26 protein-coding genes are annotated in these 21,931 nt (G+C 73.3%); 11 read left to right on the top strand and 15 right to left on the bottom strand.

Translation table 11 applies throughout. The features are described from left to right. Positions 1-19: 19 nt before the first annotated feature. The 6 genes from AB0B83_RS02260 to AB0B83_RS02235 form a co-directional block, all read right to left on the bottom strand. On the bottom strand, positions 20-763 hold the full coding sequence (locus tag AB0B83_RS02260; protein ID WP_357576603.1) for a methyltransferase domain-containing protein: 744 nt from the start codon (positions 761-763) through the stop codon (positions 20-22). Further along, complete coding sequence (locus AB0B83_RS02255) at positions 747-1,994, bottom strand: MFS transporter (RefSeq protein ID WP_357576602.1); 1,248 nt, start codon at positions 1,992-1,994, stop codon at positions 747-749. The genes AB0B83_RS02260 and AB0B83_RS02255 overlap by 17 nt, the downstream gene beginning before the upstream one ends. Continuing rightward, positions 1,991-2,998: an alanine racemase gene (locus AB0B83_RS02250; RefSeq protein WP_357576601.1), complete on the bottom strand. Its 1,008-nt coding sequence runs from the start codon at positions 2,996-2,998 to the stop codon at positions 1,991-1,993. Before AB0B83_RS02250 ends, AB0B83_RS02255 begins: the two co-directional genes overlap by 4 nt. 8 nt (positions 2,999-3,006) lie before the next feature. Beyond that, positions 3,007-4,101 carry a SagB family peptide dehydrogenase gene (locus AB0B83_RS02245; protein WP_357576600.1) on the bottom strand — a complete coding sequence of 365 codons (1,095 nt, stop codon included), beginning with the start codon at positions 4,099-4,101 and terminating at the stop codon, positions 3,007-3,009. A gap of 224 nt (positions 4,102-4,325) precedes the next feature. Further along, complete coding sequence (locus AB0B83_RS02240) at positions 4,326-5,090, bottom strand: GNAT family N-acetyltransferase (protein ID WP_357576599.1); 765 nt, start codon at positions 5,088-5,090, stop codon at positions 4,326-4,328. Between the two features lie 40 nt (positions 5,091-5,130). Then, on the bottom strand, positions 5,131-5,955 hold the full coding sequence (locus AB0B83_RS02235) for an SDR family NAD(P)-dependent oxidoreductase (RefSeq protein ID WP_357576598.1): 825 nt from the start codon (positions 5,953-5,955) through the stop codon (positions 5,131-5,133). Between the two features lie 125 nt (positions 5,956-6,080). Here AB0B83_RS02235 and AB0B83_RS02230 point away from each other — a divergent pair, with 125 nt between their 5' ends. Continuing rightward, positions 6,081-7,037: a CoA ester lyase gene (locus AB0B83_RS02230; RefSeq protein WP_132231620.1), complete on the top strand. Its 957-nt coding sequence runs from the start codon at positions 6,081-6,083 to the stop codon at positions 7,035-7,037. 58 nt (positions 7,038-7,095) lie between these two features. On the opposite strand, the gene AB0B83_RS02225 is transcribed toward AB0B83_RS02230, so the two are convergent. Continuing rightward, complete coding sequence (locus tag AB0B83_RS02225) at positions 7,096-7,611, bottom strand: DUF4190 domain-containing protein (protein ID WP_357576597.1); 516 nt, start codon at positions 7,609-7,611, stop codon at positions 7,096-7,098. 121 nt (positions 7,612-7,732) lie between these two features. Between AB0B83_RS02225 and AB0B83_RS02220 the strand changes: the two genes are divergently transcribed. Further along, on the top strand, positions 7,733-8,638 hold the full coding sequence (locus tag AB0B83_RS02220; RefSeq protein ID WP_311410655.1) for an SDR family NAD(P)-dependent oxidoreductase: 906 nt from the start codon (positions 7,733-7,735) through the stop codon (positions 8,636-8,638). 9 nt (positions 8,639-8,647) lie between these two features. On the opposite strand, the gene AB0B83_RS02215 is transcribed toward AB0B83_RS02220, so the two are convergent. Further along, positions 8,648-9,211 (bottom strand): DUF4190 domain-containing protein, encoded by a 564-nt coding sequence (locus AB0B83_RS02215; protein ID WP_357576596.1) that lies wholly within the window; start codon positions 9,209-9,211, stop codon positions 8,648-8,650. A 174-nt stretch (positions 9,212-9,385) separates the two neighbouring features. On the opposite strand from AB0B83_RS02215, the gene AB0B83_RS02210 reads away from it, so the two are divergent. Further along, positions 9,386-10,582 carry an acyl-CoA dehydrogenase family protein gene (locus AB0B83_RS02210; RefSeq protein WP_357576595.1) on the top strand — a complete coding sequence of 399 codons (1,197 nt, stop codon included), beginning with the start codon at positions 9,386-9,388 and terminating at the stop codon, positions 10,580-10,582. Positions 10,583-10,609: 27 nt separating this feature from the next. On the opposite strand, the gene AB0B83_RS02205 is transcribed toward AB0B83_RS02210, so the two are convergent. The 4 genes from AB0B83_RS02205 to AB0B83_RS02190 form a co-directional block, all read right to left on the bottom strand. Further along, a complete protein-coding gene (locus tag AB0B83_RS02205) occupies positions 10,610-11,374 on the bottom strand; it encodes a hypothetical protein (RefSeq protein WP_357576594.1) in 765 nt (254 codons plus the stop codon). Between the two features lie 114 nt (positions 11,375-11,488). Beyond that, positions 11,489-11,896 (bottom strand): CoA-binding protein, encoded by a 408-nt coding sequence (locus AB0B83_RS02200; RefSeq protein ID WP_357576593.1) that lies wholly within the window; start codon positions 11,894-11,896, stop codon positions 11,489-11,491. Between the two features lie 22 nt (positions 11,897-11,918). Then, the gene (locus AB0B83_RS02195) at positions 11,919-12,644 is read right to left on the bottom strand and encodes a hypothetical protein (protein WP_357576592.1); all 726 of its coding nucleotides are present in this window, start codon (positions 12,642-12,644) and stop codon (positions 11,919-11,921) included. Between the two features lie 23 nt (positions 12,645-12,667). Then, positions 12,668-13,717, bottom strand: coding sequence for an Rv2578c family radical SAM protein (locus AB0B83_RS02190; protein WP_357576692.1), 1,050 nt, complete (start codon positions 13,715-13,717; stop codon positions 12,668-12,670). Between the two features lie 102 nt (positions 13,718-13,819). On the opposite strand from AB0B83_RS02190, the gene AB0B83_RS02185 reads away from it, so the two are divergent. Further along, positions 13,820-14,239 carry a DUF393 domain-containing protein gene (locus tag AB0B83_RS02185; protein WP_311410661.1) on the top strand — a complete coding sequence of 140 codons (420 nt, stop codon included), beginning with the start codon at positions 13,820-13,822 and terminating at the stop codon, positions 14,237-14,239. Here the strand turns inward: AB0B83_RS02185 and AB0B83_RS02180 are convergent. The 3 genes from AB0B83_RS02180 to trxA form a co-directional block, all read right to left on the bottom strand. Then, the gene (locus tag AB0B83_RS02180) at positions 14,203-15,111 is read right to left on the bottom strand and encodes an HTTM domain-containing protein (protein WP_357576591.1); all 909 of its coding nucleotides are present in this window, start codon (positions 15,109-15,111) and stop codon (positions 14,203-14,205) included. The two genes, AB0B83_RS02185 and AB0B83_RS02180, sit on opposite strands and share 37 nt — an antisense overlap. Then, positions 15,108-15,548 (bottom strand): hypothetical protein, encoded by a 441-nt coding sequence (locus AB0B83_RS02175; RefSeq protein WP_357576590.1) that lies wholly within the window; start codon positions 15,546-15,548, stop codon positions 15,108-15,110. Before AB0B83_RS02175 ends, AB0B83_RS02180 begins: the two co-directional genes overlap by 4 nt. A 218-nt stretch (positions 15,549-15,766) precedes the next feature. Further along, positions 15,767-16,129: a thioredoxin gene (gene trxA / locus AB0B83_RS02170; protein ID WP_151454943.1), complete on the bottom strand. Its 363-nt coding sequence runs from the start codon at positions 16,127-16,129 to the stop codon at positions 15,767-15,769. A 548-nt stretch (positions 16,130-16,677) separates the two neighbouring features. Between trxA and AB0B83_RS02165 the strand changes: the two genes are divergently transcribed. The 7 genes from AB0B83_RS02165 (at position 16,678) to AB0B83_RS02135 (ending at position 21,925) form a co-directional block, all read left to right on the top strand. After that, positions 16,678-17,193 (top strand): MaoC family dehydratase, encoded by a 516-nt coding sequence (locus AB0B83_RS02165; protein WP_132231598.1) that lies wholly within the window; start codon positions 16,678-16,680, stop codon positions 17,191-17,193. A 62-nt stretch (positions 17,194-17,255) separates the two neighbouring features. Continuing rightward, the gene (locus AB0B83_RS02160; protein ID WP_357576589.1) at positions 17,256-17,783 is read left to right on the top strand and encodes a hypothetical protein; all 528 of its coding nucleotides are present in this window, start codon (positions 17,256-17,258) and stop codon (positions 17,781-17,783) included. Positions 17,784-17,981: 198 nt separating this feature from the next. After that, positions 17,982-18,605 carry an RNA methyltransferase gene (locus AB0B83_RS02155; RefSeq protein WP_311410700.1) on the top strand — a complete coding sequence of 208 codons (624 nt, stop codon included), beginning with the start codon at positions 17,982-17,984 and terminating at the stop codon, positions 18,603-18,605. Positions 18,606-18,834: 229 nt separating this feature from the next. After that, entirely contained in the window at positions 18,835-19,536 is a 702-nt protein-coding gene (locus AB0B83_RS02150) for a DUF6758 family protein (RefSeq protein WP_327030417.1), read from the top strand. Between the two features lie 133 nt (positions 19,537-19,669). Beyond that, the gene (locus AB0B83_RS02145; RefSeq protein ID WP_007455302.1) at positions 19,670-19,828 is read left to right on the top strand and encodes a hypothetical protein; all 159 of its coding nucleotides are present in this window, start codon (positions 19,670-19,672) and stop codon (positions 19,826-19,828) included. Between the two features lie 6 nt (positions 19,829-19,834). Next, the gene (locus AB0B83_RS02140; RefSeq protein ID WP_132231592.1) at positions 19,835-20,710 is read left to right on the top strand and encodes a PH domain-containing protein; all 876 of its coding nucleotides are present in this window, start codon (positions 19,835-19,837) and stop codon (positions 20,708-20,710) included. 105 nt (positions 20,711-20,815) lie between these two features. Beyond that, positions 20,816-21,925 carry a SigE family RNA polymerase sigma factor gene (locus tag AB0B83_RS02135; RefSeq protein ID WP_357576588.1) on the top strand — a complete coding sequence of 370 codons (1,110 nt, stop codon included), beginning with the start codon at positions 20,816-20,818 and terminating at the stop codon, positions 21,923-21,925. Positions 21,926-21,931: the final 6 nt, after the last annotated feature.

The raw sequence follows: 21,931 nt of genomic DNA, 5'->3' as shown, positions 1-21,931 counted from the left end.
ACGGCTGCGGCGCGGGTCGTCAGTCGCGTCGGGCGAGCACGGCGACCCGGGGCAGCGCCTCCGGGTCGGGTACCGGGGTGAGCAGGTCGTCGATGGCGGCGACGTGGCTCGTCGTCCAGCCCGCGTCGGCCAGGGCGGAGAGCACGTCGGCCACGGGGTGGGCGGTGTTGGTGATCGTCGTGGTGAAGGGGGCCGTGCGGCCGTCGTCGGTGCGTAGCTCCCCGGTGACGTGCAGCGGGCGGCGGTCGCCGTCGAGCGGGCCCCGGGACACCTCGACCGAGACGGTGCCGTCCTGCCGGGCGACCGGGGGGACGTCGGCGAGGAGTCCCTTCGTCGTGGACATGTCGAAGCCGAACCAGCCGCCCGGCGCGACCGCCCGGTGCACGCAGCGCAGGTAGGCCCGGACCCGGTCGATGTCGCCGACGTGGTTGAGGACGTCGTACGTGGAGACCGCGAACGCGCAGGGGCGCGGCACCTCGAAGTCGGCGGCGTCCGCGGCGATGAGCACCGCGTCGGTGCCGGCCAGCCGTTCCCGGGCGCGGGCGATCATCGCCGCGGAGACGTCGACCCCGACGACCCGGTAGCCGGCGGCGGCGAACCGGGCGGCCACGATGCCGGTGCCGCAGCCGACGTCCAGCAGGCTCAGCTCCGACCCGGGTGCGACGTGCGCGTGCAGCCGCAGCCACGCCTCGCCCATCCGCTCGGGGTACGGCGCCCAGAAGCGGTCATACGCCGTGACGAAGGCGTCAACGTACTCGGCCATCGGGTTGCCTTTCGTAGTGCCGGACGGTGGAACTGGCCAACGGGACGAGCGCGGCCACGAAGATCACCGTGGCCAGGGCGAGCAGGGCCGTCCGCACGCCGATCGCGGGTACGACGAGACCGGCGGCGATCATGACGGGCGGGCCGAGCCCCACCGCCCCCAGCCACTCGTACGCGCTCACGCGGGACATCGCCTCCGTCGGCACCTCGGACTGGACGGTCGTCTCCCACAGCACGCCGAAGACGTCGAAGGCGACCCCGGCCAGCACGGCGGCGAGGATCACGAACGGCAGGGCGGCACCGGCTCCGAGCAGCAGCGCCGGCAGACCCAGCAGCGACACGGCGAGGACGGCCGTACGCAGGGGGCGGGTCGTCCTGATCCGCATCGCCACCAGCACGCCGGCGAACATGCCGACCGCGTACCCGGCCAGGACGCCGGACCAGGCGCCCGCCCCGCCCAGGTGCGCCCTGGCGAGCAGCGGACCCGCGAGCCCGAAGGTGACCCCGACGGCGGCGTTGATCACCGCTGCGGCGAGCACGATCTGCCACAGCCATCGTCGCCGGACGAACTCGCGCCAGCCGTCGCGCAGTTCGGCCGGCAGGTTCCGCCTGGCCGGCCGGGTCGTCGCGGCCAGGCGCAGCCGCGCGAGGAGTAAGGCGGCGACGGCGAACGTCGCGGCGTCGAGGGCCAGCGCCCAGCCCGGCCCGAGCCAGGTGATCAGCGCGCCGCCCGCCGTGAAGCCCGCCACCGTGGCGGTGTTCGTGCCGAGCCGCAGCAGGGCGTTGCCACGCTGGCGCGCCTGCGGCGCGACGAGTTCGGCGGTCAGCCCGTTGAGCGAGGGCAGCAGCAGCGCGGAGGCGGTGCCGGCGACGGCCGCGCAGACGGCGAGGGTGGCGACGCCGGCCCGCCCGCTCAGCACGAGGACGGTCATCGCGCCGTACGCCGTACCGCACATCAGTTCCGCCGCCACGAGTACGCGGTGACGCGGCAGCCGGTCGCCGATGACGCCGCCGAGCAGCATCAGCGCGATCCGGGGTACCGAGATCGCGGCGAGCACGAGCGACAGCGCCGTGGGCGATCCGCCGGGAAGGTCGAGCACGGCGAAGGTCAGCGCGAGCGGGCCCATCGCGTTGCCGAAGACGGAGATCGTCCTGGCCGTGGCGAACAGGACGAACCGGCGCTCGCGCAGCGGGTCCGCCGGGCGGTCCACGGACGCGACGGTGTCGGTCATGCCCGGTCCGGGCGGACGATCGCCTGCCACCGCGCCACCGGCTCGCCGGCGTCGAGCACGTGCAGCAGCGGCCGGCGGGCCACCACGGGACACACGTGCCCGGGCAGCACCCGCAGCACGTCGCCCACTGACACCGACCCCGCGTCGACCGGCCCGCCGTCGGGCGCGGTCAGCACGACACCGCTCATCCAGGTCTGGTCGGCGCCCGCCAGCAGCTCGTCGGCGTCGGTGCGCAGCACCTGTTCGTCGGTGCCGGTGACGGTCGTGGTGACGGCTATCGCGACCGCCCCGGGGTCGCACTCGCCCAGCCGGGCGAACCCGCCGTCGAGCAGCGCGTACGCCCCGGCGCAGACCTCGGTCACGCCGGCGACGTCCAGCACGCCGGCGAGGGTCGGGGTGCCCCCGACGCTGACGGTCGGGCAGGGCGACCCGGCCGCGCGGATCCGCTCGGCGACCGACACCAGCAGGCGCGCCTGCCGGCGGCCCAGCTCGACCCGGTCGCGCGCGGCGGCGGGGTCGGTGATCCCCACGTAGCCGGTGACGCCCGCCATCCGCAGCCCGCCGGTCCGCGCGACCGTGGCGGCCAGCCCCACGGCGGCGTCGGGCTCGACGCCGACGCGGTGCAGACCGGTGTCGACCTCGATGCGTACGCCGAGTTCGACGCCGTGGGCCTCGGCCGCCGCGCCGAGCCCGGCCACCGCGTCGGGGTGGTCCACGTGCACGGTCACCGCGCAGTGCCGCGCGAGCTGGGCGAACCTGGTCCACCGCCACGGGTCACGCCAGGGCCACGCCACCGTCACGTCCGTCACGCCCACCGCCACGTAGGCCTCGGCCTCGGCCGCCGAGTGCACCGCGACGCCCACCGCGCCCGCGGCCACCTGCCGGGCGGCGATCTCGGGACTCCGGTGTCCCTTGACGTGCGCGCGCAGGGCGACGCCGGCCTCGGCCACCCGCCGGCTGTACCGCGCGACGTTCGCGTCCAGCCGGGCCAGGTCGACGGTCACCCGCGGCGTCATTCGCCGCGCCCGTGCCAGGCGTCCGGCGGGAAGGAGAACGCCGCGTCGCCGCCGGCGAGCATCGCCGCCTGGCGGTCCCGCTCGGCGGGGTGCGGCACGCCGACGCCGGAGACGCCGAGGAAGGCCTCGTCCGGCCAGGACAGCCCGAGGGCGTCCTCGACGGGCGCGTCGCGGGTGGCGGCGGTGAAGAACGTACCCAGCCCGAGCGCCGTCGCGGTGAGGTACACGGTCTGGCTCAGGTGGCCGACGTCGAGCAGGAGCGCACGGTACGCGCGGGCGGCCGGGTACTTCCACACGGTCCGGTCGAGCACCGCCGCGTACATCAGCAGGAAGCCGGCCTGGGCGGCGTGCGGCTGCCCGCCGCACCACTCGCGCAGCCGGTCCTCGCCGGGGGCGGGCGCGAGGCGCACCAGCTCGTGGCGGCGCACCGCGTAGTGGTAGATCCCGGGTTCCAGCCCCGCCACGTCGCGGACCACCGGGTAGACCTCGACCGGGTGGCGGGCCCCGCCGGAGGGGACGGTCTTGAGCAGCGCCGTCCCGACCCCGGAGACGTCCACCTCGCGGCGCACCCCGGCCGTCCAGCGCAGCAGGGCGGCGAACGCGGGCAGCGGCACCGGGCGGTCCGGGTCGAACCATCGGGTCGAGCGCCGGGCCGCGAGGACCGTGGTGAAGTCGACGGCGGGCGGGTCGGCGGGGGGCAGGGCGATGCGTGGCCCGTCGTGCTCCCTGACCGGATCCGGCTGGCCGGACTTGGCGCGCAGCACCGCCGCGTCCTGCGCCGCCGAGCGGAAGACGTCGCTGCCGAGCGTACGGCTGGCCAGGTGGTAGTAGGTGGCTGCCGGTCCCAGGTCGCGCCACGCGCCGAGGCGTTCCTCCCGGTCGTGCTCCGGCGAACCCTCGGCGACGAGCACGTGGGCGTCGAGGAGCTGCTGCGCGAGTCGGCCTTCGGGCTCGGCCCAGTCGGCGTAGTCGCGCAGCAGCCTCTCCGCCTCCACAGTCAACGCGAACTGCCGGTGCCTCAGCGGGTCGTCGCAGACCAGTTGACCGTCACGCCACAGGAAGACGACCAGCCGCGACACACGGACACGCATGACTACTCAGGCTTCGCGACCGGTCAGACCTCGACCGGAGGCTCCAGGCAGGTCAGTTCCTGGTCGTAGTCGTCGGACGCCACCGGCTCGAAGGCCTCGATCTGCTCGGTCATGCGGGAGCTCCCCTCACTAATCGGCGTTGATCACTGCGTTGCACCGTAGCAGACCGTCCACAGTGAACACGCCCGCCGACGTGGAGCGAGCCGACCCGCTCCCGCGCCGCCTCAGACCTCGTGGACCTCCAGCACCCGGGTGGCCGGGGCGGCGTCGCCCAGCTCACCGCGCAGCGCCACCCGCTCCGGATCGGCAAGGAAACCGTCGTAGCCGTCGCGGGTGTCGAACCGGATCAGGTGCACCTCCGTACGCCCGTCGCCGGTGCGCTGCCGACGCTCCAGCCGCCCGCCGTGCCGCCCGAGCAGGCCGAGCACCGCGTCCTCGTACCGCTGGCCGGCCTCGACCGAGTCGGGGGCCAGCTCCACCAGCGCCACCAGGCGCACGGCGGCGGCCGGGTCGGTGACCAGCGACTTGAAGAAGTGGTGGTCGACGTGGCCGCCGGGGATGCCCTCCCGGCGGCCCGTGTCGAGGTAGCCGTGCCGGCGGTAGAACTCCGGTGCCTGGAACGAGAACGAGGAGACCGAGAGCTCCGTGCAGCCGCGCCGGCGGGCCTCGTCCTCGGCGGCCCGCAGCAGCCGGCCGCCCCAACCCTCGGCGCGGCGGCCCTCGCGCACCCACACCATGTCGATCCCGGCGCAGCCGCCCCAGGTCCACCCGGTCAGGCCGGCCACCAGCTCGCCGCCGGCGTCGTCGACCCGGACGCAGAGGCCGGCCTCGTCGTCCGCGCCGGTCGCCCGGTTGTTGAAGGCGGTCAGCTCCGCGTCGAGCCGCGCCTGGAGCTCCTTGTCCTCGCGGAGCACCCGCAGGACGCCGCCGCCCGCGTCCCCGTGCCCGCCCGCGTCTCCGTGCCCGTCGGTGTCGTTCCCCGTCGTCATGGGGCGGAGTATGGCAGCGCTCCGGTCGCGGGCGACACCGTTATCCGGCGACGCCGACCGCCTCGGCGCTGGCCGTCCAGAGCCGGGCGGCGAGCTGCGGGTCGGACGCCCTGGGCAGCGGTCGGCGCAGCCGTCGGTCGATGTAGTAGCCGCCCGTGATCAGCCGCTCCGGGTCCTGGTTGGCCAGCCAGACCAGCGTCTCCGCGCCCTTCTCCGGGCTGCGCAGCGGCAGGATCCGCATGCCCAGGGCGACCAGCCGGTTGTCGTTGCCGAACCGGCTGCGCACCACCCCCGGATGGAAGGAGTACGCGGGGATCTCCGGCCAGCGCCGGGCCGCCTCGGCCGTGAAGAGGATGTTCGCCTGCTTGCTGGTGCCGTACGCCTGCATCGGCCGGTAGCGGCGCAGCGCGGCGTTCAGGTCGGCCGGGTCGAGCACGCCGCTGCGGTGCGCGCCGGAGGCGGTCACCACCATCCGGCCGATCCGGTCGCGCAGCAGGTTGCTGAGCAGGAACGGGGCCAGGTGGTTGGCCTGGATCGACAGCTCGAAGCCGTCGACCGTGGTGAGGGGCTGGAGCGCGATCGCCCCGGCGTTGTTGGCGAGCACGTCGATCCGGTCGTACGCCTCGCGCAGCTTGCCGGCCAGCCGGCGGACGTCGTCCAGGACCGCGAAGTCGGCCCGGAACAGCTCCGGTCGCTCGCCGGACGCCTCCCGCACCTGTTCCGCCGCGGCCTGGAGCCGGGCCGGGTCGCGGCCGACCAGTACCACCTGGTCACCGCGGCGCGCCAGGTCGACGGCGGCCGCCAGCCCGATGCCCGAGCTGGCCCCGGTCACCACCACGATCCGACGCCCAGTGAGATCTTCCACAGGTCCATTCACCCCGGTCACGGCACGAGGTTACCGTGGCGTCACAAAGACCTTTGGGATCGTCAAGCCCTCGCATTTCGTCAGGTGACGTCGGCGTGCCCGCGCACGCTGGAAGGAGCGCATCCATGGCCGCAGTCGGTCGCCCCCGTCGGTCCTGCCTCGCGGTACCCGGCTCCAGCGTCAAGATGCTCGGCAAGGCCCAGGGGCTCCCGGCCGACCAGGTCTTCCTGGACCTGGAGGACGCGGTCGCCCCGCTCGCCAAGCCCGACGCCCGGAAGAACATCGTCGCGGCGCTCAACGAGGGCGACTGGTCAGGCAAGACCCGCGTCGTCCGGGTCAACGACCTGACCACGCCGTGGACCTACCGGGACGTCATCGACGTGGTGGAGGGTGCCGGCGCCAACCTCGACTGCGTCATGCTGCCCAAGGTGCAGAACGCGGCCCAGGTGCAGTGGCTCGACATGACCCTGACCCAGCTGGAGAAGACGCTCGGTCTGGAGGTCGGCCGGATCGGCATCGAGGCGCAGATCGAGAACGCGGCCGGCCTGGTCAACATCGACGCCATCGCGGCCGCCTCGCCCCGGGTCGAGACCATCATCTTCGGTCCGGCCGACTTCATGGCCTCGATCAACATGAAGTCCCTGGTGGTCGGCGCGCTCATCCCGGACTACCCGGGCGACCCCTACCACTACATCCTCATGCGCATCCTGATGGCGGCCCGGATGCACGACAAGCAGGCCATCGACGGCCCGTTCCTGCAGATCCGCGACGTGGACGCGTTCCGCGAGGTGGCCAAGCGCTCGGCGGCGCTCGGCTTCGACGGCAAGTGGGTGCTGCACCCGGGCCAGATCGACGCCGCGAACGAGGTCTACTCGCCGGCCCAGGCCGACTACGACCACGCCGAGCTGATCCTCGACGCGTACGAGCACTACACGTCGGAGGCGGGCGGCCGGCTGGGCGCGGTGATGCTCGGCGACGAGATGATCGACGAGGCGTCCCGCAAGATGGCCCTCGTGGTGGCGGCGAAGGGCCGGGCCGCGGGCATGACCCGTACCTCGTCCTTCACCCCGCCGGCGGAGTAGTCCCCGCCCCTCCCGACATCCGTGCCGCCCCGGTCCGCGCCGGGGCGGCACCGTCGCGTCAGTAGTTGGTGCCGCCGGTGTCGGCCTGGGAGATCGCGAAGATGATGATCGCGACGTAGAAGAGGACCACCAGCAGGTAGAGGCCGGTGACGATCCAGCCGACGATGATGCCGGCCTTCGCCATGCCCTCGCCGCCCTCGCCGGTCTCCCGGATCTGCTTCTGCGCGACGTGGCCGAGGATCGCGCCGATCGGCGCGGTGACGCAGGAGCCGATGCCGACCAGGGCGAGCACCAGTGCGGCGATGGCCAGGCCGTTGGTCCTCAACGAGGGCGCGTAGCCGTAGTTCGGGTAGGCCGGCGGGTAGGCGGCGGGCCCGGGCTGCCCGGCGGCGTGCTTCATCCCGGCGTACGGGTCGCCGCCCGCGTACGGGTCCGGGGCGTACGGGTCGGGGCCGGTGGGCTGGGCGGGGACGGGTTGACCGCTCACCGGGAGGGCGGGGTCGGCGGGTGGGCTCGACTGCTGGCCCGACCACGCGGGGTCGTTCCAGCCGCCGGAGGGCGGGGGATATGTCATTCGTCTGCTCCGTAGGGTGCGGGGTGCGCCCGTCAGGGTAGTCAGGCCTGCCCAGACCCCGAGGTGTCACCACCGGGTGTGCCGCGTTGCCCGGGCCGGAGGAAGCGGGCAGGATCCTGGCATGGTGATTGACGCGCGAGCCGCGGACCGCTCCGGCAGCCGACCGAGACGGGACGCGAGCCGCCCCGGCGTGGCCCGGCGCACCCGCGCCGCCGCCCAGCCGGGCACCGCCGGCATCGACGAGCCCGCGCCGCTGCCGGACCCGGTGACCCTGCGCCTCGACGGGAAGGTCGCCCTGGTCACCGGGGCGGGCAGCCCGGACGGCATCGGGTACGCGACGGCCCGCCGGCTGGCCGACCTCGGCGCCCGGGTGGCCATCGTCTCCACCACCCGACGCATCCACGACCGGGCCGGCGAGCTGGGCGTGACCGGCTTCGTCGCCGACCTCACCGACGAGTCGGAGGTGGGCGCGCTCGCCGACGCGGTCGCCGAGCAGCTCGGGGACGTCGAGGTGCTGGTCAACAACGCGGGCCTGGCCAGCCGGGCCAGCCCCGAGGTGCTGCGACCGGTCGCCCAGCTCAGCTACGACGAGTGGCGCGGTGAGATCGACCGCAACCTCACCACCGCGTTCCTGTGCAGCCGCGCCTTCATCGGCGGCATGGCCGAGCGGGGCTGGGGCCGGATCGTCAACCTGTCGGCCACCGCCGGGCCGGTCAACGCCCTGCCCACCGAGGCGGCCTACGCGGCGGCCAAGGCGGGCGTGGTCGGACTGACCCGGGCGCTGGCGATGGAGATGATCGCCGACGGGGTGACCGTCAACGCCGTCGCACCGGGCACCATCCACACCGCGGCCTCCACGGTGGCGGAGATCCGGCAGGGCCTCGGCACCCCGGTCGGCCGCCCCGGCACACCGGACGAGGTGGCCGCGGCGATCGTCTTCCTCTGCTCGCCGGCCGCCTCGTACATCACCGGGCAGATGCTGGTGGTGGACGGCGGCAACAGCGTCCGTGAGGCTGAGTTCCGCTGATCTGCGGGCTCAGTAGTTGGGGCCGTTGTTGCCGGCGAGGGCGATCAGCGCGATCCAGCCGCAGCAGGCCAGCACGCCGAGCCCGGTGATGACGTAGCTGAGGATGAGGCCCCACGTGGCGAGCTGGTCGCCCTCCTCGCCCGTCGTGCGGATCTGCCGCTTGGCCAGGTGCCCGAGGACGATGCCGATCGGGGAGAAGACGAACGCGAAGACCAGCGAGAGGATGGCGAGCACGTTCGTCCCGCCGGCCCGGGGACCGGACGGCGGGCCGTACTGCCCGTAGGGCGTCTGCGGGGTGTACGGGGGCTGGTGCCCCCACTGCTGCCCGTGCGGCGGTTCGCCGGGCTGCTCGTAGCTGGGCTGCCCGTATGCGGGCTGCTGGTGGGCCGGCGGCTCGTAGGACGGCGGCTCGTAGGACGGCGGTTCGTAGGGCGGCTGCTCGTGGGCCGGCGGCCCGTACGACGGCGGCTCCGGTGGGGGCTCGTAGCTCGACGGGTCGTGCCCCGGCGGGGGCTCCCAGGGTGACGGCGACCGGTCCGGATCGGGCGGCCCCGACGACGGTGGCTGGCTCACGGTCTCCTCCTGCCGGTGGCGGATCGCGTCCCCTCTTGCCGGACGCTACCCGCAGCGGTGAACCTTTTCACAGCGGTTGTGTGGACTGGTCACCTTGGCCTCGACCGCCGTGCGGCCAATACTGACGGAGCGTTCAGTTACCCATGAGTAAGGCGCCGACCCCCGGAGGCTGAGATGGCCCGACTCGCCCAGACGCCCGGCCTGACCGATGTGCAGCGGTCGATCCTGGAGACCGTCCGGGAGTTCGCCGACAAGGAGATCATCCCGCACGCGCAGCGGCTGGAGCACGCCGACGAGTACCCGAGCGACATCCTCGACGGGATGCGCGAGATGGGCCTCTTCGGTCTCACCATCGACGAGGAGTACGGCGGGCTCGGCGAATCCCTGCTCACCTACGCGCTGGTGGTCGAGGAGCTGTCGCGGGGCTGGATGTCGATCTCCGGCATCGTCAACACCCACTTCATCGTCGCGTACCTGGTCTCCCAGCACGGCTCCGCCGAGCAGAAGGCCCGGCTGCTGCCGAAGATGGCGACCGGCGAGGTGCGTGGCGCCTTCTCGATGTCCGAGCCCGAGTGCGGCTCCGACGTCTCCGCGATCAAGTCGAAGGCCGTCCGCGACGGCGACCGGTACGTGATCAACGGCCAGAAGATGTGGCTGACCAACGGGGCGTACTCCTCCGTGGTGGCGACCCTGGTCAAGACCGACACGGGCGCCGACTCGGTCTACGGCAACATGAGCACCTTCCTGCTGGAGAAGGAGCCCGGCTTCGGCGAGACCGCGCCCGGCCTGACCATCCCCGGCAAGATCGACAAGATGGGCTACAAGGGCGTCGAGACCACCGAGATGGTGCTCGACGGCGTGACCGTCCCCGAGTCCGCCGTCCTCGGCGGCGCGGAGAAGGTCGGCCGCGGCTTCTACCAGATGATGGACGGCATCGAGGTCGGCCGGGTCAACGTGGCCGCTCGCGCCTGCGGCATCTCCATCCGCGCCTTCGAACTCGCCGTCGCGTACGCCCAGCAGCGCCACACCTTCGGCCAGCCGCTCGCGAAGCACCAGGCCGTCGCGTTCAAGCTCGCCGAGATGGGCACCAAGATCGAGGCAGCCCACGCGCTCATGGTCAACGCCGCCCGCCTCAAGGACGCCGGCCAGCGCAACGACGTCGAGGCCGGCATGGCCAAGCTGCTCGCCTCGGAGTACTGCGCCGAGGTCGTCCAGGAGGCGTTCCGCATCCACGGCGGCTACGGCTACTCCAAGGAGTACGAGATCGAGCGCCTGATGCGGGAGGCCCCGTTCCTGCTCATCGGCGAGGGCACCTCGGAGATCCAGAAGACCATCATCTCCCGCGGCCTCCTCAAGCAGTACAAGCTCTGAGGTAAGGAAGGGCACCTTCCTGACGCCTCAGGTAGAGGAAGGTGCCCTTCCTGACACGTCGGCACCGGCGGCGGGCTCAGGTGCGGTGACCGGCCCCGCCGCCAGCACCTGCGGTCGTTCCCGGTACGCCTCGATCGCGGCCGCCAGGCGCTGCTCCGGCACCGCCACGTCCCGCCCGCCGACCACGGGCGCCGGCTCGAACGACCGCCGCACCCTCGGCCGCAGCCGCACTCCGGCGAGCCGGCCGTCCTCCCGGTGCAGGCTCACCCGGTCGATGTTGGACCAGTCGTACCGTCGGCGGCCGTGTCTGATCCCGCTCGCCGTGAGCGCCAACCGCCCGGTGAACCGCACGCCGGAATAGGCGACGACACCGCCCGCTGCCGCCACCGCGACCAGGAGCACCAGCCGTACGACCCGGGCCCACTGCGGGTCGGCGGGCAGCGTCATCGTCACCACCAGCATCACCGCCGTCGCCCAGGCCAGGGCGGTGACGAGGTCGACCCAGCCGGCCAGGGACCGCCGAGCGACCAGACCGGGCTCCGTGCCGTCGAGGCCGGCCACCCGTTCCCGCCAGACCAGCCGGGCGTCCTGCCGCGGACACCACCGCCGCAGCAGCGCGGTCACACCGACGAAGAGCCAGAAGACACAGACATCGGGATCGAACCGGGGAACCCGGAACAGCGCGGCGGCCACCGGCACCGTCACCATTGCGGCCACCGTCGCGGCCAGCAGCCGCCGCGGCCAGAGCCCGTCGTCGCGCTTCGGCAGCCGGCCGGACAGGCGGAAAGACATGACCGCAGGGTACGAGCCGTCGACAACGTGCGGGCCTGACCCGCCGCCCAGCCGACTCGTGCAACCGCCACGGCGGGCGGGACTGACCGCAGTGCCGGGATTCCCCGAACCCGGTCAGCCCAGCCGGGTCAGGCCGGCGGCGGCGCGCTCGACGATCAGGCAGCGGTCCTCGACGTAGTCGACGCCCGCCTCCGTGGCGATCCGCCGCGCCTCGGCCGAGACGATGCCGAGCTGCAACCAGACCGCCGGGGCGCCGATCGCCACCGCCTCGCGCACCACGTCGACCGCGTCCTGCGCCGGCCGGAACACGTCGACAAGATCGACCGGGTGCGGGATGTCGGCAAGCGACCGGTAGACCCGCTCGCCGAAGAGTTCGTCGGCCGTCGGGTTCACCGGAATGATCCGCCAGCCGTGCCGCTGCATCTGCAACGGCACGCTGTGCGCGGCCTTGCGCGGGTCGCGGGAGGCGCCCACGACGGCGATCACGGCGGAGTCGGCGAGGATCTGCTGAGCGGAGCGCACCCGCCGACTCTAACCCCGTCGCTCAGCCGCCGCCCGCGAGCACGTGACGCAGCCGGGCGTACTCCTCGGGCGTGCCGATCGCCGCGCGGTGTTCCGGGTGGGCGGCGTAGTGCGCGATCGCCCCGGCCAGCAGCTCCGGCGCGACATCCAGGCCCCAGGTCTCCACGTCCACCTGGCGACGCCGGATGATGCCGCCGCGACGGACCGACTCCGGACTCCGCACCGGCAGCCGGAGCGAGCCGATCCGTAGCGGGTAGACCCAGGCCGCCGGGGCCAGCGCCTCCCACGGCACGTGGACGTGCCGCAGCGGGTCGCCGGCGGTGATTCCCGTCGGGGTCAGCGCGACCCCCGGCACCCGTCGCCAGTGGGCGACCGTCAGCACGACGGTCAGCGGGCCGGAGATGCTCGGGTAGATCCACCAGAACTCGTCGGGGCTCGCGAGGGCGGGGTAGGTCACCTGGTACGCGAGGAAGCCGAGGATGGCGCAGCGGTAGTTCGTCCGGAACCTGGGGGCGCTGAAGAAGGCGGGCTCGTGCTCGTCCACCCGCAGGTCGGCTGTGCCCGGCCGTCCGAAGATCGGCACCAGGCTCCACGCCAGCATCAGCAGCGGCGGCAGCATGAGCAGGGCGGCGGGGCCGCCGGTCCGCGACGCCCACCCGGTCAGCACGCCCCAGAGCAGCCCGAGGAGTACCGCGACCGCCGTCGTGACCCGCTGCCGGCGGAGCGCCCGGACGATCGTCTCCCGCACGCCGGCAGCGTATCGGCAGCCGTCTACAAGAGAGTGAGCTGCTCGGCGGGCGGCGGCGCGGGCGCTGGTTCGGTGCGGCGGTGGTCGTCGCCGCGTTCGCTCCGGGGCAGCCCGTGCCGGCGTGCCGCGATGCGCACCCGCGCCGTCAGTTCCCGCTGGTAGGACTGCGGGGCGTACGCGCCGGAGCGGTAGAGCTCGCGGTAGCGGGGGACCAGGTGCGGGAACTCGCGACCCAGCCAGCGCGCGTACCACTCCCGGGCACCCGGGCGCAGGTGCAGCGCCAGCGGCGTCGCGCTGGTCGCCCCGGCGGCGGCGATGGCCGCCACGGTCGCGTCGATCGACTCGTCGTCGTCGCTGAGCCCGGGCAGGATCGGCGCCATCAGCACACCGACGTCGAAGCCGGCGTCGGCCAGCGCCCGTACGGCGTCGAGCCGCCGCCTCGGGCTGGGGGTGCCCGGCTCCACCGCCCGCCAGAGCCGCTCGTCGACGAAGCCCACCGAGTACGACACGCCGACCCGGGTGACCTCGGCGGCCTGGCGCAGCAGCGGCAGGTCACGCAGGATCAGCGTGCCCTTGGTGAGGATCGAGAACGGGTTCGCGAAGTCGCGCAGCGCCGCGATGATCTGCGGCATGAGCTGGTAGCGCCCCTCGGCCCGCTGGTAGCAGTCGACGTTGGTGCCCATCGCGACGGGCGCGCCCCGCCAGCGCGGCGCGGCCAGCTCCCGCCGGACCAGCTCACCGGCGTTGACCTTGACGATGACCTTCCGGTCGAAGTCGTCCCCGGCGTCGAGGTCGAGATAGGTGTGCGTGTTACGCGCAAAGCAGTATCTGCATGCATGACTGCATCCGCGGTAGGGGTTGATCGTCCACTCGAACGGGACCCGGGACGTGCCGGGCACCTTGTTGATGATCGACTTGGCCTGCACCTCGTAGAACGTCATGCCGGCGAAGCCCGGCGTGTCGAAGGTGCGGGCGACTGCTCCGGGCAGCGCCAGCGGCAGGGGTGGTGTCGCCGGCGCTGCCCGGTCGGGGACTCCCTCGTCCGGGGGAGCGGCGAGGTTGTCCCAGCGCATGGCCCTCATTCGAACACGCGTACGAGCAGAGCGCAAGCGACCCGCCGTGTTCCCGCCCACCTCGCGGCACCGCGCGCGCCCGGCGGGTGGAGGATGGGGGGCATGGAGAGGTCGACGTTCGTCTACGACGGGGACTGCGCGTTCTGCACCCGGTGCGCCGAGTTCATCGACCGGCGCATTCCGACGGGCGTGCGGGTGGTGCCGTGGCAGTTCGCCGACCTCGACGCGCTGGGCCTGAGCGAGGCCGAGTGCGAGGAGGCGGTGCAGTGGGTGGGCGCCGACGGCTCCCGCGCGGCCGGTCCGGACGCCATCGCCAGGCTGCTCCGCGACAGCGGTCCGCTCTGGCGGGTCGCGGGCGCTGGCCTCGCCTTCCCGCCGGTACGCGCCGCCGCCTGGCCCGCGTACCGCTGGGTGGCCCGAAACCGGCACCGGCTGCCTGGTGGCACGGCCGCCTGCGCGCTGCCGCAGGAGGCGCGGGAGCGCCTCTACGGACCGTCCGGTCGCCCGGCCGCCGACGCCTGACCCGCGAGTGCCGGCGCGGCGCCGGCGGGCGCTGCGGTGTCCCGTCCCCGGCGGGTGAGCAGCCGGCGCGCCCAGACGATCGGCCGGACCCGCTCCAGCGGCAGGAAGCTGGTCATCGCGGCGAGGTGCGGGGCGAACGAGATCGTGATGGTCGCGACGGTGACCAGGTGGAACGAGTAGAAGAAGCCCACCGTGGCCAGCCGCCAGCGTTCCCTGAGCAGGAACACCACCGGGCTGAACAGCTCGAACGCGACGATGCCGAACTGGGCGACGATCAGCAGGTACGGCACCGAGGCGATCAGGTCGGCCAGCTCGGTGCCGCGCCGCAGGATCGCCCGGGCCAGCACCGAGCCGGTCAGCCAGTCCAGCCCGCCGAAGCGCAGCTTGGCCCAGGCGGCCAGGAAGTACGTGCAGATGACCGCGATCTGGGTGACCCGCAGCGCCCAGCCGCCCGCCTCGGTGCGGGTGGTGTCGCCGTGCCGGGCCCGGCCGGCGGTGGGCAGCACGGCCAGCGCGACGAGCAGGCCGAACCGGTCGTGGTCGACCTTGCCGTAGCTCATCGCGACGATCATCCACTCGAAGTAGAGCGCGAAGACCGCCCAGCCGAGCAGGCGTGGTGCCCGGCCGGTCGCGGCGAGCAGGGCGAGCAGCAGCAGGGCCCAGAAGACGACGGTGACAAGCGTCTGGGTCGGCGTCGGCAGGGGCAGCACCCGGCCGACCAGCAGCGGCTGGTAGAGCTCGCCGGGCACCGCCACCCGGGTGCGTACCCAGGGCGTGAAGACGACCAGGTCGGCGGCGACGAAGAGGTAGATCAGCGTGCGGAAGGCGGCCACCCGGCCGCGGGGCACCGCCTCGGTCAACCAGCGGCTCATCGGTCCGCCTGCCAGGCGACCACGGTCTCGTCGGTCCAGCGGCCGGTGGGTCGCCCGTCGCGGATGCCGTGCCAGCGGATGACGATGCGGACCTCGACCAGCTCCGCCGCGTCCGGGTGACGCTCGGCGTACGCGTCGGCGACCTCGGTGAGCAGCGCGGGGTCGGCGGCGTAGCGGCTCTGCTGGCCCTCGATCTCGGCCCGGCGGATGCCGGTGGCCCGCTCGCCCAGGTCGACGACCGCTCCGCTGCTGTCCACGCCCTCGACGCGGGTGTCAGGGGCGGGGGAGTTCGGCGGGTTGGACGTGGAGTACATCCGGAACGGGCCGAACGGGAAGTGGTCGTCGGTGCCCCAGGCGGTGCCGGCCGACAGGACGGCCAGGCCGAGGGCGGTGACGGCGAGCCGGACGGCGCGACCGCGGGTGGTCAAGGTTTCCATCGGGTCGTGACGATACGGGATGTACCGCCCGCCTCGGCTCCCTCCGACGGCCACTTCCCGCTGGCCGGCGGGCCAGGGCTGCCGCGTTCCGGGCCCAGGGCGGAGACGTCTCCACGGGCGCAGGGTGGGGATGCGGGTGCCGGCCGTTCCCCGCCACCCGGCGGGTGTACGACGACGGCCGGGCCCGTCGGGGCCCGGCCGTCGTGGAGCGCTGCGGCTCAGTGGCTGTGTCCGGCCAGCTTCTCGCGGACGTCGTCCATGTCGAGCGCCTGGACCTGCTCGATCAGGTTCTCCAGGGCGGACTCGGGGAGGGCGCCGGGCTGGGCGAAGACGATGACGCCGTCGCGGATCGCCATGATGGTCGGGATCGAGCGGACGTCGAACTTGGCGGCCAGCTCCTGCTGCGCCTCGGTGTCGACCTTGCCGAACACGATCTCGGAGTGCTTGTCGGAGGAGCGCTCGTAGACCGGGGCGAACCGCTTGCACGGGCCGCACCAGTCGGCCCAGAAGTCGACCAGCACGATGCCGTCGCTGCCGGTCACCTCGTCGAAGTTTGCCGTGGTCAGCTCTACGGTTGCCATGAAAGTCTCCGATCGGCGCGGAATAGCTACGTCTGGTGGAACCAGGGCGTACCTCGTGGAATTCCCGGCCCGCTTCCGCCGAAACGTGCTCGTCACGGCGTTGCGCAGGTCACGTTCACATCGATGACGATGGTTCCTGTTCGCCGTTGCGGTACGCAAGTGCACGACGCATTTGCGTGACCGGTCGTGATGGGAGCGTTTCCAAGGAGATCGACACGATTGACCGGAACGAATGAGCAATCAGGCGGTTGACAAGCGACGATCCGGCGTGCGGAGATCGCCGAGGTCCGGTCGGCCGAGCACGCACAGTAGTGTTACGAAAAGGTAAATGTGACCTCCGTCTCTGTTCGGTTCGCCTTCCCGTACGGCAGAATCTTCCGCATCAGAGCGTGGGCGGCGGGTGCCGGGGAGGGCCCCGCCGCTCATTGCGTCTCCCCCCGGTTGTGGCGGTGTGACATTTCCGCACGCCCCGCGCCCCGCGCCTCGCCTTAACACTCCATAAGGCATGCTGTGCCGAACTCCATCGCCGCCCGTCGAAGGGGACAAGGATGCAGTTCGGCCGCTACTACGAGGAGTTCGAGGTCGGCGCGGTCTACCGGCACTGGCCCGGCAAGACGGTCACCGAGTACGACGACCACCTCTTCTGCCTGCTCACCATGAACCACCACCCGCTGCACATGGACGCGCACTACGCCGAGACGGCGAGCCAGTTCAAGCGCAACGTGGTGGTCGGCAACTACATCTACTCGCTGCTGCTGGGCATGTCGGTGCCCGACGTCAGCGGCAAGGCCATCGCCAACCTCGAGGTGGAGTCCCTGCGGCACGTGGCGCCCACCTTCCACGGCGACACGATCTACGGCGAGACCACCGTGCTGGACAAGCGCGAGTCGTCCTCCAAGCCCGACCGGGGCGTGGTCTCCGTGGAGACCCGGGGCTACAACCAGGACGGCACGATGGTGTGCGTCTTCCGCCGCCGGGTGATGGTCCCGAAGAAGGAGTACGCGACGGCGGCGGTGCCCGAGGGCGTCGACCCGGAACGGCCCAGCTTCCCCGAGCCGCGCTGACCGACGGGCCCCTTCTCATCCGGGTTCCGGGTGGTAGGGGCCCTTTTTCCGATCCGGGGCATATGCTGGCGCCGGAGGTCCCCATGAGCCACTCCGTCGCCGGAGAGCCGTCCTCTGCCGGCCGCCGTGCCGCACCGCTGACCACCGCCGTCTACTCCGCCGCCGAGTGGGACCTGCTGACCAGCCTGCCCGGCCGCGTGATCGTGGCCGCCGCCGCGCCCGGCCCCGGACGGCCCCACCCGGGAGTCGCCGCCGGGCTCGCCGGCCTGGACGCGGTCGCGGCCGGCCGGGCCTTCGACAGCGATCTCGTACGCGCGGTGGTCGCCGCCATCTACGCCCGGCACGACGGGGCGGGCGATCCCGTCGAGCGCCTCACCGACGTGGTGGACCTGCTCGCCGCCTGCCGGGCCGCGACCCGGGTGCTGCGGCGGCGGGCCGATCCCGCCGACTCGGCCGCGTACCGGCAGTGGGTGCAGTCGGTGGCGGCCCGGGTGTGCAGGGCGGCGACGGCCGGAGCCCCCGGGCTGCTGCCGGCCCCCGCCGACCGCCGCTTCCTCGACCGGCTCGGCGGCGCGTTGGGGCTGCGCTGAACCGCCCCGGTCGCTCCGTCCCACCCCGGCCGACCCGGCGTCCGCCCCGGTCGGCCTTCGCGTCCGACCCCGTTGACCCGGCATCCGCCCCGGTCGACGGGCGCCCGCCCGGTCGGTGCCGTCCGCGTCGGCCCGGTCCGGTACCTGCGCCGGGGTCGCGACCCGGGGCGGGGTCCGTGGGCCGTACCCTGCGTGACCGTGACCGGAGACCAGCTCGACGTCGGCGTGGGACCGTGGCCCGGGGACCCGCCGGACGACCCGCGGTACGACCCCGAGCTGCTCGCCGAGGGCGACCGGCGCAACGTCGTCGACCGGTACCGCTACTGGCGGCGCGAGGCCGTGGTGGCCGACCTGGACCGGCGACGGCACGACTTCCACGTAGCGATCGAGAACTGGCAGCACGACTTCAACATCGGCACTGTCGTCCGCAACGCCAACGCCTTCCTCGCCGCCGAGGTGCACGTCGTCGGCCGCCGGCGGTGGAACCGGCGCGGTGCCATGGTGACCGACCGCTACCAGCACGTCCGGCACCACGAGACCATCGAGGAGTTCGTCGCGTGGGCGGCCGGACGGGAGCTGCCGGTCGTCGGCATCGACAACCTGCCCGGCTCCCGGCCGCTGGAGACCACCACCCTGCCCCGGCGCTGCGTCCTGCTGTTCGGGCAGGAGGGCCCGGGCCTGTCGGATCCGGCGCGTGCCGCCTGCGACCAGCTCTTCTCGATCGCCCAGTACGGCTCCACCCGGTCGATAAACGCCGGCGTGGCCAGCGGCATCGCCATGCACGCCTGGATCCGTACGCACGCCGGGCCGCCGCCGGGCTGACCGCCGCCACGCCCGGACTGACCGCTGTCGCTCCCCGGGCTGCCTGGCGTCGCTCGCCGGGCTGCCTGGCGTCGCCCCCGGATATCTGCCGTCGCTTGCCGGGCTGACCGCCGTCGCTCGCCGGCCTCGGGCTCGTCGGGAGACCTGAGCCGCCCCGCCCCCGGGAGGAGTCGGCGGCACCGAAACCGGCGCTCCGCTTGACGGGGCGGCGTGCGGGGGTGACGGTGGGATGGTGAGTGTCGCGGTGAGTTGCCCGAAATGTGGTGGACCGGTGCGGGCGCCGGACCTGATGCACACCGAGTCGCGCTGCCTGGACTGCGGGCCGGTGTCCCCGCTGCACGTGCCCGAGCACATCGGGACCGAGATCGTGGCCAGCGTGGTGGAGCGGATCGTCGCCGCCGCCGACCCGCCGACCCGGCCGAGGACGCCACTGTGGTGCCCGTGGCCGCTGCCGACGGGCTGGACCATGACCGGTGTGGCGTACGCCGGCGACGACCGCACCGGGGTGCGCGCCACGGCGGTCGCCTGCGCCGGGCCGGAGCCCCTCGGCGGTGGCCCCGCGGACCTGGTCTTCGTCGCCGAGGAGCCGGGCGTCGGCCTGGGCACCCGGTTCGCGGGCCTGGCCGGCCCGGATCCGGGACCGGAACTCGCGCAGGCGTTGACGGATCCCGGCCCGGGGCATCCGGAGCATGTCGGGCAGGCCAGGATCAAGGTGGCCGGCCATCCGACTCCACTGTGGCTCGTGAACTCGCCGACGGATCGAAGCGCGTACGCCGGCGAGGCTCGGGGATTGTGGCTCCATGCGATAGCCTGGCCGGCGAGTGCGGGTCACCTCCTCGCGGAAGAAGTCGTGCTGCACGACCTGACCGAGTGGACACCGCCCGAGCTCGTGTACGGCGCACCGTCTCCGTATCTGCACGGGAAGGCTTGACGGGCCTCAGGGCTTGACAGGCATCCCGGAATGTCGGAGAACGGACGCAGATATTCACTGTACGACACCACACTGATACTCTGGGTGCCGCTGCGGTAATGGGACCCGGCGCCGCGCGAGAGGATGGCCCGCCATGGTCAAGAAGGTCCTCACCTGGGCCGGAATCGCATTCTTGATCTTCTTCGTCGCATATCGGCCAAATTCTGCGGCGGACGTGTTCAAGTCACTGGGCGGCGGGATCATGGACATCGCCCAGGGGTTCGGCGACTTCTTCACCAGCCTCGTCGCCTAGCCGCCGATGGGAAACCCCTCCGGTCCACCCTTCGATCCCGACGATCCCGATCGGGAGCGCCGGGAGCGGGACACGGAGCCGATCCCCCGGATCGGCCCCGACGACGGGCCGGGCTACGGCACCGGTCCGGGCCTCTCCGACGGTCCCTCCCTCTCGGACGACGCCGGCTTCGGCGACGGCCCGGCGTACGCCGGGGAGGGGCGGTCCGGTCGGGCCTGGGTCCGTGACCCGGAGGCCGGCTACCAGCCACCGCAGATCTCCGAGGACGAGCTGGCCGGTCTGCGGGCCGACGCCGCCGGCATGGCGCCCCGCCGGGTGCTGCCGTTGGAGGACGAGCCCAGCTCGCTGGTGGCGCGCTACCTCTTCCCGACCGAGCGCTACCGGGGCGAGTGGAAGCGGCACTGGATCCACCTCTCCACCCCGCTGCTGGTCGGCATCGCCGCCACCTTCGTGCTGGGCTACCTCTCCGGCTTCCTCGCCGGGCAGGACGTGGGCGCGCTCACCACGATCGCGGTGCTGCTCTGGTTCGCCGTGATGGGGTGGGTGGCCTGGAAGGTCGCCGACTGGTGGTACGACCGCTTCATCCTGACCAACAAGCGGGTGATGGTGGTCAACGGCATCATCACCCGGCGGGTCGCGATGATGCCCCTGGTCCGGGTCACCGACATGAAGTACGAGCAGAGCCCGACCGGCAGGGCGCTCAACTACGGCACCTTCGTGCTGGAGTCCGCCGGTCAGGAGCAGGCGCTGCGTGAGATCAAGAACCTGCCCAACCCGAACGAGCTCTACCTGCGTGTCGTCGAGGAGATGTACGAGCCGCAGGCGGTCGAGGCACGGCTGGGCAAGGAGGCCGACGAGGCCAAGGCCGACGACGGGGCGTGAAACTTTTCGTCCGAACATCGGAGGAACTGCGCACCGTTCGCCGTCGACCCGACCACCCCGGGCATGGCAACCTGCCAGGACAACGGGGCGCGGAGGTGGCCGGTGGTGAGCAGGGATCCCCTGGAGGAGGAGTTCCGCGACTTCGTCGCGGCCCGCTCCGGCGCCCTGCTGCGCACCGCCTACCTGCTCAGCGGCGACTGGGCCACCGCCGAGGACCTGTTGCAGACCGCGTTGACCAAGACGTACCTGGCCTGGAAGCGGCTCGGCGGGATCGAGGCGATCGAGCCGTACGCCCGCCGTGTCATGATCAATACTTCGACCAGTTGGTGGCGGCGTCGCTGGCACGGTGAACGCCCCACCGAGGTGCTGCCGGAGCGGGCCGGGATCGACGAGATCGAGCAGCAGCTCGACCGGGACCTGCTCTGGCGTCACCTGAGCGCGCTGCCCAGCCGGCAGCGGGCGGTGCTCGTGCTGCGCTTCTACGAGGACATGTCCGAGGCGCAGACCGCCGCGCTGCTCGGCATCTCGCCGGGCACGGTCAAGAGCCAGACGTCGCGCGCCCTGGGCACCCTGCGCCGCCGGATGGGCGCCGAGGCCGTCCTCGACCTGCCGGCGGCCGGGGCCGACCCGACCCCGGCCCTGCCACGGGCCGACGGCACCGACCGCCTCACCCCCGCCCGCGACGGCGCCGACCGTCCCGCTCCCGCGCAGGGCGGCAACGACCGTCCCGCTCCGGTCCGCGGCGGCGCGCTGGCCCGCCCGTCGACGGCCTACGGGGCGCCGACGATGGTGGTGGGCGAGGACGCGGCGGCCGTGGTCGCGGCGACGAACGCCCCGTCGCCGCTCGTCGCGCCGGCCACGGCGGGGAGGCCGGACGGCACCACCACCGCCGCCCCGAGTCGGTCGGGAGGCGTCACCGCCGCGGGCCGGCCGGGAGGCGTCACCGCCCCGGGCCGGTCGGGAGGCGTCACCGCCGCCCCGGGCGGCGCCGCGACCGGACTTCCGGCGCAGCCGGCCGCCGTTGCTCCGGCGTCGGACGCCGGGCGTGCCACGTCGGCCGCCGAGCTGACCGACGAGTCGGTGGGCGATCCGGTGCCGGTCGCCTCGGGGGCGCGGGCCGGGGCCGGGGCGGTGTCGCGTACCGCCCGTGACGAGCAGCGCGGCCGGCAGGCCGCCCTCCCGGTCGTACCGGCCGGCTCCGGAGAGCACCGGTGAGCCGTC

The sequence above is a fragment of the Micromonospora sp. NPDC049060 genome (genome assembly GCF_040649055.1).
In the GTDB taxonomy this organism is placed as follows: Bacteria; Actinomycetota; Actinomycetes; order Mycobacteriales; family Micromonosporaceae; genus Micromonospora; species Micromonospora reichwaldensis.
Note: the sequence above shows the minus strand (reverse complement) of the source record. Positions and strands in the feature narration are given on the sequence as shown.

Coding starts and splice junctions, on each gene's coding strand:
- AB0B83_RS02260 (WP_357576603.1), bottom strand. CDS start 763: ATGGCCGAGTACGTTGACGCCTTCGTCACGGCGTATGACCGCTTCTGG.
- AB0B83_RS02255 (WP_357576602.1), bottom strand. CDS start 1,994: ATGACCGACACCGTCGCGTCCGTGGACCGCCCGGCGGACCCGCTGCGC.
- AB0B83_RS02245 (WP_357576600.1), bottom strand. CDS start 4,101: ATGCGTGTCCGTGTGTCGCGGCTGGTCGTCTTCCTGTGGCGTGACGGT.
- AB0B83_RS02240 (WP_357576599.1), bottom strand. CDS start 5,090: ATGACGACGGGGAACGACACCGACGGGCACGGAGACGCGGGCGGGCAC.
- AB0B83_RS02230 (WP_132231620.1), top strand. CDS start 6,081: ATGGCCGCAGTCGGTCGCCCCCGTCGGTCCTGCCTCGCGGTACCCGGC.
- AB0B83_RS02225 (WP_357576597.1), bottom strand. CDS start 7,611: ATGACATATCCCCCGCCCTCCGGCGGCTGGAACGACCCCGCGTGGTCG.
- AB0B83_RS02220 (WP_311410655.1), top strand. CDS start 7,733: ATGGTGATTGACGCGCGAGCCGCGGACCGCTCCGGCAGCCGACCGAGA.
- AB0B83_RS02210 (WP_357576595.1), top strand. CDS start 9,386: ATGGCCCGACTCGCCCAGACGCCCGGCCTGACCGATGTGCAGCGGTCG.
- AB0B83_RS02205 (WP_357576594.1), bottom strand. CDS start 11,374: ATGTCTTTCCGCCTGTCCGGCCGGCTGCCGAAGCGCGACGACGGGCTC.
- AB0B83_RS02190 (WP_357576692.1), bottom strand. CDS start 13,717: ATGCGCTGGGACAACCTCGCCGCTCCCCCGGACGAGGGAGTCCCCGAC.
- AB0B83_RS02185 (WP_311410661.1), top strand. CDS start 13,820: ATGGAGAGGTCGACGTTCGTCTACGACGGGGACTGCGCGTTCTGCACC.
- AB0B83_RS02180 (WP_357576591.1), bottom strand. CDS start 15,111: ATGAGCCGCTGGTTGACCGAGGCGGTGCCCCGCGGCCGGGTGGCCGCC.
- AB0B83_RS02175 (WP_357576590.1), bottom strand. CDS start 15,548: ATGGAAACCTTGACCACCCGCGGTCGCGCCGTCCGGCTCGCCGTCACC.
- trxA (WP_151454943.1), bottom strand. CDS start 16,129: ATGGCAACCGTAGAGCTGACCACGGCAAACTTCGACGAGGTGACCGGC.
- AB0B83_RS02165 (WP_132231598.1), top strand. CDS start 16,678: ATGCAGTTCGGCCGCTACTACGAGGAGTTCGAGGTCGGCGCGGTCTAC.
- AB0B83_RS02160 (WP_357576589.1), top strand. CDS start 17,256: ATGCTGGCGCCGGAGGTCCCCATGAGCCACTCCGTCGCCGGAGAGCCG.
- AB0B83_RS02150 (WP_327030417.1), top strand. CDS start 18,835: ATGGTGAGTGTCGCGGTGAGTTGCCCGAAATGTGGTGGACCGGTGCGG.
- AB0B83_RS02145 (WP_007455302.1), top strand. CDS start 19,670: ATGGTCAAGAAGGTCCTCACCTGGGCCGGAATCGCATTCTTGATCTTC.
- AB0B83_RS02140 (WP_132231592.1), top strand. CDS start 19,835: ATGGGAAACCCCTCCGGTCCACCCTTCGATCCCGACGATCCCGATCGG.